The organism is Pseudomonas sp. PA1(2017), assembly GCF_001945375.1.
Classification (GTDB): Bacteria; Pseudomonadota; Gammaproteobacteria; order Pseudomonadales; family Pseudomonadaceae; genus Aquipseudomonas.
In genome coordinates, this window is the sequence record NZ_MSXU01000009.1 from 1,152,596 (window position 1) to 1,167,886 (window position 15,291).

Annotated in this window: 11 protein-coding genes; 2 read left to right on the forward strand and 9 right to left on the reverse strand. The window is 65.8% G+C overall.

Annotation, left to right across the window (positions count from 1 at the left end; translation table 11 throughout):
• Positions 1-14: 14 nt before the first annotated feature.
• From cmk to BVH01_RS12210, 7 genes are all read right to left on the reverse strand, one after another.
• A complete protein-coding gene (gene cmk, locus BVH01_RS12180; RefSeq protein ID WP_075930558.1) occupies positions 15-704 on the reverse strand; it encodes a (d)CMP kinase in 690 nt (229 codons plus the stop codon).
• Complete coding sequence (locus BVH01_RS12185) at positions 701-2,941, reverse strand: bifunctional prephenate dehydrogenase/3-phosphoshikimate 1-carboxyvinyltransferase (RefSeq protein ID WP_075930559.1); 2,241 nt, start codon at positions 2,939-2,941, stop codon at positions 701-703. The genes cmk and BVH01_RS12185 overlap by 4 nt, the downstream gene beginning before the upstream one ends.
• Positions 2,938-4,047 (reverse strand): histidinol-phosphate transaminase, encoded by a 1,110-nt coding sequence (hisC, locus tag BVH01_RS12190; RefSeq protein ID WP_075930560.1) that lies wholly within the window; start codon positions 4,045-4,047, stop codon positions 2,938-2,940. The genes BVH01_RS12185 and hisC overlap by 4 nt, the downstream gene beginning before the upstream one ends.
• A gap of 81 nt (positions 4,048-4,128) precedes the next feature.
• On the reverse strand, positions 4,129-5,238 hold the full coding sequence (pheA, locus tag BVH01_RS12195) for a prephenate dehydratase (RefSeq protein ID WP_075930561.1): 1,110 nt from the start codon (positions 5,236-5,238) through the stop codon (positions 4,129-4,131).
• Positions 5,238-6,323: a 3-phosphoserine/phosphohydroxythreonine transaminase gene (gene serC, locus BVH01_RS12200; protein ID WP_075930562.1), complete on the reverse strand. Its 1,086-nt coding sequence runs from the start codon at positions 6,321-6,323 to the stop codon at positions 5,238-5,240. Before serC ends, pheA begins: the two co-directional genes overlap by 1 nt.
• Before the next feature lie 85 nt (positions 6,324-6,408).
• Positions 6,409-9,216 (reverse strand): DNA gyrase subunit A, encoded by a 2,808-nt coding sequence (gene gyrA / locus BVH01_RS12205; RefSeq protein ID WP_075930563.1) that lies wholly within the window; start codon positions 9,214-9,216, stop codon positions 6,409-6,411.
• Positions 9,217-9,440: 224 nt separating this feature from the next.
• Positions 9,441-10,511 (reverse strand): s-methyl-5-thioribose-1-phosphate isomerase, encoded by a 1,071-nt coding sequence (locus BVH01_RS12210; RefSeq protein ID WP_075930564.1) that lies wholly within the window; start codon positions 10,509-10,511, stop codon positions 9,441-9,443.
• A gap of 123 nt (positions 10,512-10,634) precedes the next feature.
• Here BVH01_RS12210 and BVH01_RS12215 point away from each other — a divergent pair, with 123 nt between their 5' ends.
• Positions 10,635-11,963 (forward strand): TRZ/ATZ family hydrolase, encoded by a 1,329-nt coding sequence (locus BVH01_RS12215; RefSeq protein ID WP_075930565.1) that lies wholly within the window; start codon positions 10,635-10,637, stop codon positions 11,961-11,963.
• Positions 11,964-12,078: 115 nt separating this feature from the next.
• Positions 12,079-12,777, forward strand: coding sequence for a bifunctional 2-polyprenyl-6-hydroxyphenol methylase/3-demethylubiquinol 3-O-methyltransferase UbiG (gene ubiG / locus BVH01_RS12220; protein WP_075930566.1), 699 nt, complete (start codon positions 12,079-12,081; stop codon positions 12,775-12,777).
• Positions 12,778-12,793: 16 nt separating this feature from the next.
• On the opposite strand, the gene hpxK is transcribed toward ubiG, so the two are convergent.
• Both hpxK and BVH01_RS12230 read right to left on the reverse strand, forming a co-directional pair.
• Complete coding sequence (gene hpxK, locus BVH01_RS12225) at positions 12,794-14,053, reverse strand: allantoate amidohydrolase (protein ID WP_075930567.1); 1,260 nt, start codon at positions 14,051-14,053, stop codon at positions 12,794-12,796.
• Positions 14,053-15,285 (reverse strand): alanine--glyoxylate aminotransferase family protein, encoded by a 1,233-nt coding sequence (locus tag BVH01_RS12230; protein ID WP_075930568.1) that lies wholly within the window; start codon positions 15,283-15,285, stop codon positions 14,053-14,055. The genes hpxK and BVH01_RS12230 overlap by 1 nt, the downstream gene beginning before the upstream one ends.
• Positions 15,286-15,291: the final 6 nt, after the last annotated feature.

Below are 15,291 nucleotides of genomic sequence, written 5' to 3' on the forward strand. Positions count from 1 at the left end.
GAAACTGGCTCTTTTCAACCGGCGAGGTCGCGATTGGCGACTTCGCTCAGGATTCTTTCCAGCACCTGCTCGATGGACAACTCGGTGGAATCCAGCTGAATCGCATCGGCTGCCGGCTTGAGCGGAGCCACTGCGCGCTGGGTATCGCGCTCGTCGCGCGCCCGAATCTCATCGAGAAGACTCGCGAGATTAACATTATCGCCCTTGGCCTTCAACTGCAGGTAACGTCGATTGGCCCGTTCCTCGGCGCTGGCGGTCAGGAAAACCTTGAGCGGCGCATCACTGAACACCACCGTGCCCATGTCGCGGCCATCGGCCACCAGGCCCGGCGCCTCGCGGAACGCACGCTGGCGCTGCAGCAGGGCTTCACGCACCGCCGGCAGTGCGGCGACCTGGGACGCCCCGGCGCCGACCTGTTCGTTGCGGATGGCATCGGTCACCTCCTCGCCTTCGAGGATGATGCGCTGCGGCTTGCCGTCACCGGCGGCGAGGAACTGCACATCCAGATGCGCAGCCAGAAGCTTCAGCGACTCCTCGTTGGCCAGATCGACACCGTGGTTGCCGGCGCAGAACGCCAGCAGGCGGTACAGCGCACCGGAGTCCAGCAGGTTCCAGCCCAGCTGCTTGGCCAACAGGCCGGCAACGGTGCCCTTGCCCGAGCCGCTTGGCCCGTCGATGGTGATGACCGGTGCATTCAGGCTCATTGCTTGCCCTCCACGGCGACACGAATACCCACCTGCTCGGCCAGGACCAGGAAGTTGGGGAACGAGGTGGCGACGTTGGCGCAGTCGTGGATGCGGATCGGCGCGGTGGCGCGCAGCGAGGCGACGCTGAAGGCCATGGCGATGCGGTGGTCGCCGTGGCTGTACACTTCGCCGCCGCCGATGCTTTGGCCGCCGTCGATGATGATGCCATCAGCCGTTGGCTCGACTTTTACGCCCAGGCTGGTGAGGCCGTCAGCCATCACCTGAATGCGGTCGGATTCCTTGACCCGCAATTCTTCGGCGCCGCGCAGCACGGTACGCCCTTCGGCGCAGACCGCGGCGACGAACAGCACCGGGAACTCGTCGATGGCCAACGGCACCAGCTCTTCGGGGATCTCGATGCCCTTGAGCTTGGCACCGCGCACGCGCAGGTCGGCCACCGGCTCGCCGCCGACTTCACGCTGGTTTTCCAGGGTGATGTTGCCGCCCATCAGACGCAGGATCTCGATCACGCCGATACGGGTCGGGTTGATGCCGACGTGCTCGAGCAGCAGATCGGAACCCTCGGCGATGGATGCCGCGACCAGGAAGAAGGCCGCCGAAGAAATGTCCGCCGGCACTTCGATGCGGGTGGCGGTCAGCTTGCCGCCGGCCTGCAGGGAGGCCACCGGGCCGTTGGACTGAACCGCGTAGCCGAAGCCGCGCAGCATGCGCTCGGTGTGGTCGCGGGTCGGCGCCGGCTCGGTCACGGTGGTGACGCCTTCGGCGTACAGGCCGGCCAACAGCAGGCAGGATTTCACCTGGGCGCTGGCCATCGGCAGGGTGTAGGTCAGCGCCTTGAGCTTGCTGCCGCCACGGATGGTCAGCGGCGGACGGCCGTCCGGGCCGGTCTCGACCACGGCGCCCATTTCCCGCAGCGGGTTGGCCACGCGGTTCATCGGCCGCTTGGACAGCGAGGCGTCGCCCGTCATGGTCACGTCGAACGGCTGGCCAGCCAGCAGGCCAGAGAGCAGGCGCATCGAGGTGCCGGAGTTACCGACGTAGATCGGGCCGGGTGGCGGCTTCAAGCCGTGCAGGCCCACGCCATGGATGGTCACGCGGCCATGGTGCGGGCCTTCGATGACCACGCCCATGTCGCGAAAGGCCTGCAGGGTCGCCAGGGCGTCTTCGCCCTCCAGGAAACCTTCGACCTCGGTGGTGCCCTCGGCCAGCGAGCCGAGCATGATCGAGCGGTGCGAGATGGACTTGTCGCCCGGTACGCGGATGCGACCGGCGACCTTGCCGCCAGGATTTGCCAGGAAAATCAAATCGTTCGAGTGCATAGCGTCCACATAGGCCCGGCGGGCCAGTATTTTGCTGAAATGTTCGCGAGCCACGCGGGCGCGGGTGAATACGCCCAGCAGATGATGCCCGTCCCCTGCGTCGACCGCGTCGCGCAAGGCGTCGAGGTCGTCGCGAAATACATCCAAGGTGCGCAGCACGGCCTCGCGGTTGGCGAGAAAGATGTCGTGCCACATGACCGGGTCGCTGCCGGCGATTCTCGTGAAATCGCGGAAGCCGCCGGCGGCGTAGCGGAAAATCTCCAGGTTTTCGTTGCGTTTGGCCAGCGAGTCGACCAGGCCGAAGGCCAGCAGATGGGGCAAGTGGCTGGTGGCCGCGAGCACCTGGTCGTGGTGCTCGACCTGCATGTGCTCGACATCGGCACCCAGCTCGCGCCACAACTGGTCGACGCGCTGCAGGACCAGGGCGTCGGTCTGCGCCAGCGGCGTGAGGATCACCTTGTGGCGTTTGAACAGCTCGCCATTGGCCGCCTCTACCCCGCTCTGCTCGGAGCCGGCGATCGGGTGGCCCGGTACGAACCGCGCCGGCACGCCGCCGAACACCGCATCGGCAGCGCGCACCACGTTGCCCTTGGCGCTGCCGGCATCGGTCAGGATGGCATCGCCCAGATCCAGCTTGGCCAATTCGCCGAGTACGCGCTCCATGGCCAGGATAGGGACGGCCAGCATGATCACGTCGGCGCCCTGACAGGCGGTGGCCAGTGCCTCTTCGCAGCGGTCGACGACGCCAAGCTCGACGGCCAGGCGCCGCGACTGCGCATCCAGGTCGACGCCCACCACTTCACGGCACACGCCGCGGGCGCGCAGGCCCTTGGCGAAGGAACCGCCGATCAACCCGAGACCGACAACGACCAGACGCTCGACCAGCGGCTTCACGGGTGCATGGCGTTCGATCACGCGTTCAGCACCTTGCGCAGCGCTTCCAGGAAGCGGGCGTTCTCGGCCGGCAGGCCAATGGAAACGCGCAGGTGGTTGGGCATGCCGTAGCCGGCGACCGGGCGCACGATCACGCCTTCGCGCAGCAGGCCCTGGTTGATCGCAGCGGTATCACGGCCGAAGTCGATGGCCAGGAAGTTGGCTTTCGACGGAATCCAGCTCAGGCCCAGTTCGCGGCAGCCTTCCTGCAACTGCAGCATGCCGGCGGTGTTGATCTCGCGGCTGCGCGCCAGGTACTCGGTATCGTCGAACGCCGCGCAGGCCGCCGCCAGGGCGAAACTGTTGACGTTGAACGGCTGGCGGACGCGGTTCAGCACGTCGGCCACGTCCGGCCGGCTCAGGCCGTAGCCGACACGCAGGGAGGCCAGGCCGTAGGCCTTGGAGAAGGTACGCGATACCAGCAGGTTGGGGTGATCGGCCAGGTAATCCAGGCCGTCCGGCAACTCGTCGCCGTCGGCGTATTCGATGTAGGCCTCGTCCAGCACCACCAGCACGTTTTCCGGCACGGCGGCGAGGAAATCGCCCAGTGCCTGCTTGCCGAACCAGGTGCCGGTCGGGTTGTTGGGGTTGGCGATGAACACCACGCGGGTATTGGCATCGATGGCCGCCAGCATGGCCGGCAGGTCATGGCCGAAGTTGACGGCTGGGACGACCTTGGCCTGGGCGCCGACGGCCTGGGTGGCGATCGGGTAGACGGCAAACGCGTGTGCGCTGAATACGGCGTTCAAGCCAGGCGCCAGGTAAGCGCGGGCGACCAGCTCAAGGATGTCGTTGGAGCCGTTGCCCAGGGTGACCTGGGCAGTGGTCACGCCGCAGCGCTCGGCCAGCAGGGTCTTCAGGGCGAAGCCATTGCCGTCCGGGTAGCGAGTCAGTTCGTCCAGCTCGGCGCGGATCGCGGCCAACGCCATGGGGCTCGGGCCCAGCGGGTTTTCGTTGCTGGCCAGTTTGACGATGCTGGCCGGATCCATGTTCAGCTCACGGGCCAACTCGTCGACCGGCTTGCCTGGCACGTAGGGGGACAGTTTCTGTACGCCTGGCTGGGCCAGGGCGATGAAATCACAACTCATAGTCAGGCCTCGGGCTGCAGGTCCGGGCAGCGAGCACAAGCCTGTTGCCTGTCGCCCGCAACCCGCGGCCTGGAGCCGCAGTTAAAGTACTGCCTTGGGGTAGGAACCCAGCACCTTGAGCGCCACGGCTTCCTGATTGATTTTTTCCAGCACGTCCTTGATCAGCGGGTCGCGGTGGTGGCCGACGAAGTCGATGAAGAAGGCGTAGGTCCACTTGCCGCTGCGCGACGGGCGCGTTTCGATGCGGGTCAGGTCGATGCCGTTCTGGTGGAACGGCACCAGCAGCTCGTGCAGGGCACCGGGCTTGTTGCGCATCGAGACGATCACCGAGGTCTTGTCGTCGCCGGTGGGCGGCACTTCCTGATTGCCGATGATCAGAAAGCGGGTGGAGTTGTCCGGGCGATCCTCGATCTTCTCGGCCAGGCGGGTCAGGTCGTACAGGTTGGCCGCCATGTCGCCGGCAATCGCTGCCGAGTTCCACTCGCTCTTCACCCGGCGCGCCGCGTCGGCATTGCTGGAAACCGCCACGCGCTCGACGTTCGGGTAATGCGCATCCAGCCACTTGCGGCACTGGGCCAGGGACTGGGCATGGGAATAGATACGGGTGATGCGGTCGGTCTTGGTGGCATCACCGACCAGCAGGTGATGATGGATGCGCAGCTCCACTTCGCCGCAGATCACCAGATCGTGCTCGAGGAAGCTGTCCAGGGTGTGGTTGACCGCACCCTCGGTAGAGTTCTCCACCGGTACCACGCCGAAGTTGACGGCGCCGGCCACCACCTCGCGAAACACTTCGTCGATCGCCGCCATGGGCTGGCTGATCACCGCGTGCCCGAAATGCTTCATTGCCGCCGCCTGGGAGAAGGTGCCCTCCGGGCCCAGATAGGCGACCTTGAGGGGGTTCTCCAGGGCCAGGCAGGACGACATGATCTCGCGGAACAGCCGCGCCATGTCCTCATTGCCCAATGGCCCGCGGTTGCGCTCCATCACTCGCTTGAGCACCTGCGCCTCACGCTCGGGACGGTAGAACACCGGCACCTCGCCTTCGGCCAGGGTCGCCATCTTCACCCGCGCCACTTCTTCGGCGCAGCGCGCACGGTCGCTGATCAGCTCGAGAATCTTCTCGTCCAGGCTGTCGATGCGCAGGCGCAGGGCCTGCAGCGCCTGGTCGGTGTTGGCGTCGCTGCTCATCAGGCGTGCTCCTTCTCGAACTCCGCCATGTAGGCGACCAGCGCCTCGACCGCATCCAGGCCCACGGCGTTATAGATGGAGGCGCGCATGCCGCCAACCGAACGGTGGCCCTTGAGGTTGAGCAGGCCGCGGGCATCGGCGCCAGCCAGGAACGGCTTGTCGAGGCGTTCGTCAGCCAGGCGGAACGGCACGTTCATCCACGAGCGGGCGTTCTTGGCGATCGGGTTGCTGTAGAACTCGCTGGCGTCGATGGCCTTGTACAGCAGATCCTTCTTGGTCTTGTTGCGCTGCTCCATGGCGGCAACCCCGCCCTGCTCCTTCAGCCACTCGAAGACCAGGCCGGACAGGTACCAGCTGAAGGTCGCCGGGGTGTTGTACATCGAACCGTTATCGGCGGCGATCTTGTAATTGAGCATGGTTGGGCAACTGCTGCGCGCACGACCGAGCAGGTCTTCACGAATGATCGCCACCACCAGGCCGCTGGGGCCGATGTTCTTCTGCGCGCCAGCGTAGATCAGGCCGAACTTGGAGATGTCCACTTCACGGGACAGGATGTCCGAGGACATGTCGACCACCAGCGGTACGTCGCCGGTCTCGGGGATCCAGTCGAACTGCAGGCCGCCGATGGTTTCGTTGCTGGCGTAGTGCAGGTAGGCGGCGTTCTTGGACAGCTGCCACTCGTTCTGCCCCGGAATGGCGAAGTAATCGTAGGGCTTGGCGCTGGCGGCGACGTTGGCGTTGCCGTAGCGGCGCGCCTCTTCGATGCTCTTCTTCGACCAGATGCCGGTGTCGACGTAGTCGGCGGTGCCGTCTTCGGGCAGCAGGTTGAGCGGAATCTCGGCGAACTGCTGGCTCGCCCCGCCCTGCAGGAACAGCACCTTGTAGTCGGAGGGAATGCTCAGCAGGTCGCGCAGATCCTGCTCGGCCTTTTCGGCGATGGCCACGTAGTCGTCGCTGCGGTGGCTCATTTCCATGACGGAAAGGCCCTTGCCCTGCCAGTCGAGCAACTCGGCCTGGGCACGCTGCAGAACGGCTTCGGGAAGCGCGGCCGGGCCGGCGCAGAAGTTAAAGGCTCGCTTGCTCACAATTCACTCTCGCTTGACTGTCTGCTACATCTATCTGGCGAAATGCTGCCCGCAGTGCCGTGACACTGCAGGCAGAGCGGCGCGGTTAGGCGTCGCGATCTTCTTCTGCTGGCTCATCACCTTCTGCTGCCGGCTCTTCGCCTGCAACAGCTTCATCGGCTTCGGCAACGACGAGCGGATTGCCCTCTTCGTCCAGTGCCTCCTCGATGTCTTCTTCGGACGGCTCCTGCACGCGCTCCAGGCCGACCAGTTTCTCGTCCTTGGCCAGCTTGATCAGGGTCACGCCCTGGGTGTTACGGCCGGAACTGGACACTTCGTCGACACGGGTACGTACCAGGGTGCCCTGGTCGGAAATCAGCATGATTTCCTCACCGTCCTGCACTTGGATGGCACCGATCAGCGGGCCGTTACGTTCCTTGGTGATCATGCCGATCACGCCCTGGCCGCCGCGACCGCGACGCGGGAACTTGGACAGCGCCGTGCGCTTGCCGAAGCCACGCTCGGAGGCAGTGAGGATCTGCGCGCCGGACTCGGGAATCAGCATGGAGATCAGGCGCTGATCCTTGCCGATACGCATGCCGCGGATACCACGGGCGCCACGGCCCATGACGCGTACCACGCTCTCGGCGAAACGGATCACCTTGCCGGCGCTGGAAAACAGCATGACTTCCTTGGCGCCGTCGGTGATGGCGGCGGCGATCAGGGTGTCGCCTTCCTTCAGTTTCAGGGCGATCAGGCCATTGGAACGCGGGCGGCTGAACTGCACCAGCGGGGTCTTCTTCACGGTACCGGAGGCGGTGGCCATGAAGATGTAGGCGCCAGTCGGCTCGGCCACCAGCTCGGCGGTCTCGCCTTCGACTTCCTCGACCTCGGCGGCTTCGGCCACTTCCTCGGCCTCGACGATCTCGCCTTCGAGCACGGCGTCGTCGCTGTCGTCCACGTCATCGGCGCCGGCCTGCTGCTGCAGGGCCTCGAGGTCGATCTGCAGCATGGTGGTGATGTATTCACCCTCTTCCAGCGGCAGCAGGTTGACCAATGGGCGGCCGCGGGCGGCACGGGACGCCTCGGGAATTTCGTAGGTTTTCAGCCAGTACACCTTGCCCTTGCTGGAGAACAGCAGCAGCGTGGCGTGGCTGTTGGCGACCAGCAGGTGGGCGATGTAATCCTCGTCCTTGATGCCGGTGGCCGACTTGCCCTTTCCGCCGCGGCGCTGGGCCTGGTAGGCGGTCAGCGGCTGGGTCTTGGCGTAGCCGCCGTGGGAGATGGTCACCACGCGCTCTTCTTCCGGGATCATGTCACCCAGGGTCAGATCCAGACGCGAATCGAGAATCTCGGTACGGCGCTTGTCGCCGAACTCGGCCTTGACCGCTTCCATCTCTTCGCGAATCACTTCCATCAGGCGCACGGCGCTGGTCAGGATGCGGATCAGCTCGCCAATCTGGTTGAGGATCTCCTGATACTCGGCCAGCAGCTTCTCGTGCTCCAGGCCGGTCAGGCGATGCAGGCGCAGGTCGAGGATCGCCTGGGCCTGTTCCGGCGACAGGTAGTACTTGCCGTCGCGCAGGCCGTATTGCGCATCGAGACCTTCCGGGCGGCAGGAATCGGCACCGGCGCGCTCGACCATGGCTTCCACGGCGGTGGATTCCCAGGCAGTGGAAATCAGCGCTTCCTTGGCTTCGGACGGCGTCGGCGAGGCCTTGATCAGGGCGATGACCGGGTCGATGTTGGACAGCGCGACCGCCTGACCTTCGAGAATGTGGCCACGCTCACGGGCCTTGCGCAGTTCGAATACGGTACGGCGGGTGACCACCTCACGACGGTGCAGGATGAAGGCATCGAGCATGTCCTTGAGGTTGAGGATCTTCGGCTGACCATCGATCAGCGCCACCACGTTGATGCCGAACACGCTCTGCATCTGGGTCTGGGCGTACAGGTTGTTGAGGATCACCTCGGGCACTTCGCCGCGGCGCAGCTCGATGACCACGCGCATGCCGTCCTTGTCGGACTCGTCGCGCAGCTCGGTGATGCCCTCGAGCTTCTTCTCCTTGACCAGCTCGGCGATCTTCTCGATCAGGCGGGCCTTGTTCAGCTGGTACGGCAGCTCGGTGACGACGATCTGCTGGCGACCGCCGACCTTGTCGATGTCTTCGACTTCGGCGCGGGCACGGATGTAAATCCGCCCACGGCCGGTGCGGTACGCTTCGACGATACCGGCGCGGCCATTGATGATGCCCGCGGTCGGGAAGTCCGGCCCAGGGATGTACTGCATCAACTCATCGACGGTCAGTTCCGGGTTGTCGATCAGCGCCAGGCAGCCATCGATCACTTCGCCCAGGTTGTGCGGCGGAATGTTGGTGGCCATGCCCACGGCGATACCGCTGGAACCGTTGACCAGCAGGTTGGGGATCTTGGTCGGCATGACCGCCGGGATCTGCTCGGTGCCGTCGTAGTTGGGCACCCAGTCGACGGTTTCCTTGTGCAGGTCGGCCAACAGCTCGTGAGCCAGCTTGGTCATGCGCACTTCGGTGTATCGCATGGCCGCGGCGTTGTCACCATCCACCGAACCGAAGTTGCCCTGGCCGTCGACCAGCAGGTAGCGCAGCGAGAACGGCTGCGCCATCCGTACGATGGTGTCGTAAACGGCGGTATCACCGTGCGGGTGATATTTACCGATCACGTCACCGACCACACGGGCGGATTTCTTGTAGGGCTTGTTCCAGTCGTTGCCCAGCTCGCTCATGGCGAACAGCACCCGGCGATGCACGGGCTTCAGGCCGTCGCGCGCATCCGGCAAGGCACGCCCGACGATCACGCTCATCGCGTAGTCGAGGTACGACTGTTTCAGTTCATCTTCGATGTTGACCGGGAGGATTTCTTTGGCCAGTTCGCCCATGAGTAGCCTGATTCCTTTTTTCTGATGAAACTCCACCCGGCTCAGCTGGAGCCTGGCGAAGCGCGTCGCAATGGCATCAGGCCAGCGACGACTCACGACAAATCAATACGTTATGTCATGCATTCGAGCAGTGACGGCAGCCGCAGGCGGTGCCCCTGAAAACTGCCGGAGCTTACCACAAAGCGCGCCCTGCACCTATCCCCGCAGCTTATGTAGCCAGGCGCTCAATGCAGGCGCTTGCGACACATCAGCTGACTGAGCTTGGCGGCATCCGGGCGCTCGATCACCCCACGCTCGGTGACCAGGAAATCCACCAGATCGGCGGGGGTCACATCATAGCGCGGCGCCACTTGGTCGACGCCCTTGATGCGCTCGCGGGGCGAATAGGCCAGCGGGCCGTGGCCGAGGTCGTGAAAGCCCTCTTCGCCACTGTCCTGCTGCAGGTCGATGACCGCGCTCGGTGCCACGACCATCAGCCGCACGCCATGGTGCATGGCCGCCACGGCCAACTGATAGGTGCCGATCACGCCCAGCACATCGCCATTGGCGGCGATCCGCTCGGCACCGACGATGGCCCAGGTGACGCCGCGCTCCTTCATGACATGGGCGAGAGCGGCATCGGCGCTCAACGCCACGGCGATACCTTCCTGATGCAGCTCCCACGCGGCCAGGCGCGCACCCTGCAGAAACGGCCGGCTTTCACCGAGGTAACAGCGTTCCAGAAGGCCTTCAAGCTGCGCCGCGCGCACCACGCCAAGGGCCGTACCGATGCCGCCACCAGCCAGCGCGCCGGCACTGCCGATGCTCAAGAGGTTCTGCAGGTTGCCCTGGAAGCCGCGGATCAGTTCCACGCCCAGCTGGGCCATGGCCAGATTGGCTTCGCGATCACGCTGGTGGGCACCGCCGGCTTCATCCTCCAGCACGGCCAGGGGCTGCGCGCCGGGCTTGAGGATCGCCAGGCGCTGCTGCATGCGGGCCAACAGGCGTTCGCCTTCTTCAGACGGCAGGCCGGCAGCGCACAAGGCGTCGATATCGACCTGCAGCCCGGCGCGCCAATCGGCGCCCTCGTCCGCACGCTGCCGGGCGCCCAACACCAGCCCGTAACCACAGCAGATCACCTGCGCGGCAACGCCCTGCAGCGCACCCTCGGCCAGCATGGCGGCCACCGCCGCTACCGAGTGACAGGCGTGCCAGACCTGCTCGCCGGGCAAGCGGCGCTGATCGAGCACGTGCAGCGCCCCCTCGCGCCAGACGAACCCCACGACCTGCTCGGCAGCCAGCAAACGCTCGCGCATCACCTACTCCATCCTAGAAAGCCGGCCAGTATACGCCGGGCGAGCAGCCGGCCGCACGCCGCGCACCTTCAAGACCGCGGCATTCCTCTATAGACTCGGCGTTTTCGCTCACGGAAACCACCCATGGCCGACGCCCCGCTCGACCTCTTATTGCTGCCCACCTGGCTGGTACCGGTCGAGCCTGCCGGCGTGGTGCTCCACGAGCATGGCCTGGGCATCCGCGATGGCCGCATCGCGCTGATCGCCCCGCGCGCCGAGGCCCTGCGCCAGGGTGCGACGGAAATTCGCGAACTGCCCGGCCGCCTGCTGACCCCCGGCCTGGTCAACGCACACGGGCATGCCGCCATGACCCTGTTCCGCGGCCTGGCCGATGACCTGCCGCTAATGACCTGGCTGGAGAAACACATCTGGCCGGCGGAAGCCAAGTGGGTCGATGAGCAGTTCGTGCAGGACGGCACCGAGCTGGCCATCGCCGAACAGATAAAGAGCGGCATCAGTTGCTTCGCCGACATGTACTTCTTTCCCGAGATGGCCTGCGAGCGGGTACACGCCAGCGGCATGCGCGCGCAGATCAGCATCCCGGTGCTGGACTTCGCCATCCCCGGCGCCCGGGATGCCGACGAGGCGCTGCGCAAGGGCGTGACGCTGTTCGACGACATGAAGCACCACCCGCGCATCAGCGTCGCCTTCGGCCCCCATGCGCCCTACACGGTCAGCGATGCCAACCTGGAAAAACTGCGCATCCTCGCCGAGGAAGTGGACGCCGGCATCCACATGCACGTCCATGAAACCGCCTTCGAAGTGCAGCAGAGCCTGGAGCACCACGGCGAGCGCCCGCTGGCGCGGTTGAACCGCCTGGGCCTGCTGGGCCCGCGTTTCCAGGCCGTGCACATGACGCAGATCGACGACGAAGACATCGCCCTGCTGGTGGCCACCAACAGCAGCGTGATCCACTGCCCCGAATCCAACCTCAAGCTGGCCAGCGGCTTCTGCCCGGTCGAGAAGCTCTGGCAGGCCGGCGTCAACGTGGCCATCGGCACCGACGGCGCAGCCAGCAACAATGATCTCGATCTGCTCGGCGAAACCCGTACCGCCGCCCTGCTGGCCAAAGCCGTGGCCGGCTCGGCCAGCGCGCTGGATGCCCACCGCGCGCTGCGCATGGCGACCCTCAACGGCGCCCGCGCCCTGGGCCTGGAAGGCGAAATCGGTTCGCTGGAGCTCGGCAAGGCCGCCGACATCGTCGCCTTCGACCTGCGCGGCCTCGCCCAGCAGCCGGTGTACGATCCGGTTTCACAACTGATCTACGCCACCTCGCGGCACTGCGTCGAGCACCTCTGGGTCGCCGGCAAACCGCTTCTCGACAAAAGCCGCCTGACGCGCCTGGACGAGGCGCGAATCATAGCCAATACGCAACAGTGGGGCGCGAAGATTGCCGGGCGTCCGGCACATTGATCACGAAGTACGGCAAACTGTCACACATTACAGGCCAGCAACGCGCCGCGCAGAGCTGGCAACATGGACGCATTGCGCGTCCTGTCATACGCATTCGCTTTATTCAGGGAAAACCATGAGCAACGTCGACCACGCTGAAATCGCCAAATTCGAAGCCCTCGCCCATCGCTGGTGGGACAAGGAAAGCGAGTTCAAGCCGCTGCACGAGATCAATCCGCTGCGCGTCAACTGGATCGACGAGCGCGCCGGCCTGGCCGGCAAGAAGGTGCTCGACGTCGGCTGTGGCGGCGGCATTCTCAGTGAGGCCATGGCCCAGCGCGGTGCCAGCGTGACCGGTATCGACATGGGTGAGGCGCCGCTGGCCGTGGCCCGCCTGCACCAGCTCGAGTCGGGCGTGGAAGTGGATTACCGGCAGATCACCGCCGAAGCCATGGCCGAAGAAATGCCCGGCCAGTTCGACGTGGTCACCTGCCTGGAAATGCTCGAGCACGTACCGGATCCGTCCTCGGTGATTCGTGCCTGCCACAAGCTGGCCAAACCCGGCGGCCAGGTGTTCTTCTCCACCATCAACCGCAATCCCAAGGCCTACCTGTTCGCGGTGATCGGCGCTGAGTACATCCTGCGCCTGCTGCCGCGCGGCACCCACGATTTCAAGAAATTCATCCGCCCTTCCGAGCTGGGTGCCTGGAGCCGCCAGGCCGGGCTGGAGGTCAAGGACATCATCGGCCTGACCTACAACCCGCTGACCAAGCACTACAAGCTGGCCAACGACGTCGACGTCAATTACATGGTGCACACCCGCAAGGCCGATTGAGCGCTGACCGCCTCCCTCAGGCCGCCACAAGCGGCCTCTCGGCCAGCGCCTGCACCCAGCGCGCGTAGGCGTCGACCGCCAGGCCCACATCCTCGGCTGCAACCGCCTCCGCCGGGTTATGGCTGATGCCGCCAGCACAACGCACGAACAGCATCCCGACCGGCCAACGCTCGGCCATGGCGATGGCGTCATGGCCGGCGCCACTGGGCAGCGACAGGCTGCGCCCCTGCACCTCACTCAACACGTGCGCCAGCGACGCCTGCATGGGGGCATCGCAGCGGGTCGCGCAAATGCCGTAATACTGGCTGGCCGTGAAGCGCAGCCCACGCTTCCGTGCGATGGTCTCGCCCTCGCTGAGCAGGTCGTCGAGCAGCTCCGCCAGGGCGCGATCCTCGGGGCCACGAACATCCAGGGTCAACTCGACCTCCCCCGGAATGACGTTCACCGCCCCCGGATGGCACTGCAGGCGGCCCACGGTGGCCACCAGTTGCGGGCCATGCTGCTGGGTCCGGGTCTCGATCGCCACCATCCACTGCGCGGCGGCGGCCATGGCATCCTGGCGATGACTCATCGGCACCGTGCCGGCATGCCCGGCCTGGCCGACGAAACGGCAGTTGAGCCGGCGCGCGCCATTGATGGCCGTGACCACGCCCAGCGCCAGCGCCTCACGCTCCAGGCACGGGCCCTGCTCGATATGCAGCTCCAGATAGGCCGCGAAATCCCCGGCCGGGCGAGCAGCGCTGGCAATAGCCGAGCCATCGAGCCCCCAGGCCGTCATCGCCTGGGCGACGCTGACGCCATCCGCGTCGGCCTGGGCGAGCCATTCCTGCGGCCAACTGCCGGTCAGGCCGCGACTGCCCAGCAGGGTGATACCGAAGCGCGTGCCCTCCTCGTCGGCGAAGCCGACGATCTCGATGGCCAGCGGCAGGCGGATTCCCAGGTCATGGAAGCGCTGCACCACTTCGATGGCGGCGATCACCCCGAGCATGCCGTCGTAGCGCCCGGCATTGCGCACGGTGTCCAGGTGCGAGCCGAGCAGCAGCGCCTGGGCACCAGCACTCTGACCTTCATAGCGGCCGCAGATATTGCCGACGGCGTCCTGCCAGGTACGCATGCCGGCCGCCTGCATCCACTGGCCTACCAGGGCATTGGCGCGCTGGTGCTCGGGCGACAGGTACACCCGGGTCAGGCCCTCGGTAGACTCGCTGATCGCCGCCAGTTCGTCGCAGCGCGCCATGACCCGCGCCGCGGCCTGTCGATGGTTCAGGGCACCCATCAGCGGCGCTCGCCGTAGTGATCCCAGGCCGCCTGCATGGCCGCGCCCTGGGTGGTGCGCAGGCCGAGGCGGTTGAGCACCGCCTCCAGGGCGCTGAGGGTTTGCATCACGCAATCTTTGCGGGCGTTGTAGCCCATGGTGCCGATGCGCCAGATCTTGCCGGCCAGTGGCCCGAAGGAGGTGCCGATCTCGATGCCGAAGTCCTCGAGCATCAACTTGCGCACCTCATCGCCGTTCACCGCCTGGGGAATCACCACGCCCAGCACGTTGTTCATCTTGTGTTCGAGATTGCCGAAAGTCTCCAGGCCCATGCCCTGAATGCCCTTGAGCAGCGCGTCGCCATGCAGCTTGTGGCGGGCGATGACAGCGTCCAGGCCTTCTTCGAGCAGCACACGGGCACACTCGCGGGCGCCGAACAGCGCCGAGGTGGCTTCGGTGTGGTGGTTGAGGCGCTCGGGGCCCCAGTAGTCGAGGATCATGCCGAGGTCGAAATAGTTGGAGTAGATCATCTCGTCCTCACCGTCGCGATGGGCGTCGGTGCGGATGCCGGCCTCGACGTGAGCGCGGCGGCGGATCACCTCCACCATCGCCGCGCTCAGGGTAATCGGCGCGGTGCCGGATGGCCCTCCCAGGCATTTCTGCAGGCCGGCGGAGACCGCATCCAGCCCCCAGGCGTCGGCTTCCAGGGCATTACCGCCCAGGGAGGCGGTGGCATCGGTGTAGAACAGCACGCCGTGGCGGCGGCAAATTTCGCCCAGCTCGGCCAGCGGCTGCAGCATGGTGGTCGAGGTGTCGCCCTGCACGGTCAGCAGCAGGCGCGGCTTGACCTGCTTGATCGCATCCTCGATCTGCTGCGCGCTGAACACTTCGCCCCACGGCACGTCGATGCTGTGCACCTCGGCGCGGCAGCGTCGGGCGATTTCGCAAAGCAGATGGCCGAAACGACCGAATACCGGCACCAGCACCCTGTCGCCCGGGCGAATCGCCGACACCAGGATGGCCTCGATGCCGGCGCGCGAAGTGCCGTCGACCAGCAAGGTGGCGGCATTGGCGCTGCGGAACACGCCGCGATACAGGGCCATCACTTCGTTCATGTAGCCGGTCATGGCCGGGTCGTACTGGCCGATCAACTGGCTGGACATGGCGCGCAGCACGCGCGGGTCGGCATTGATCGGGCCGGGGCCCATGAGCAGGCGTTGGGGCGGATTGACGGGCAGGAAAGTCGTGTTCATCTGGTT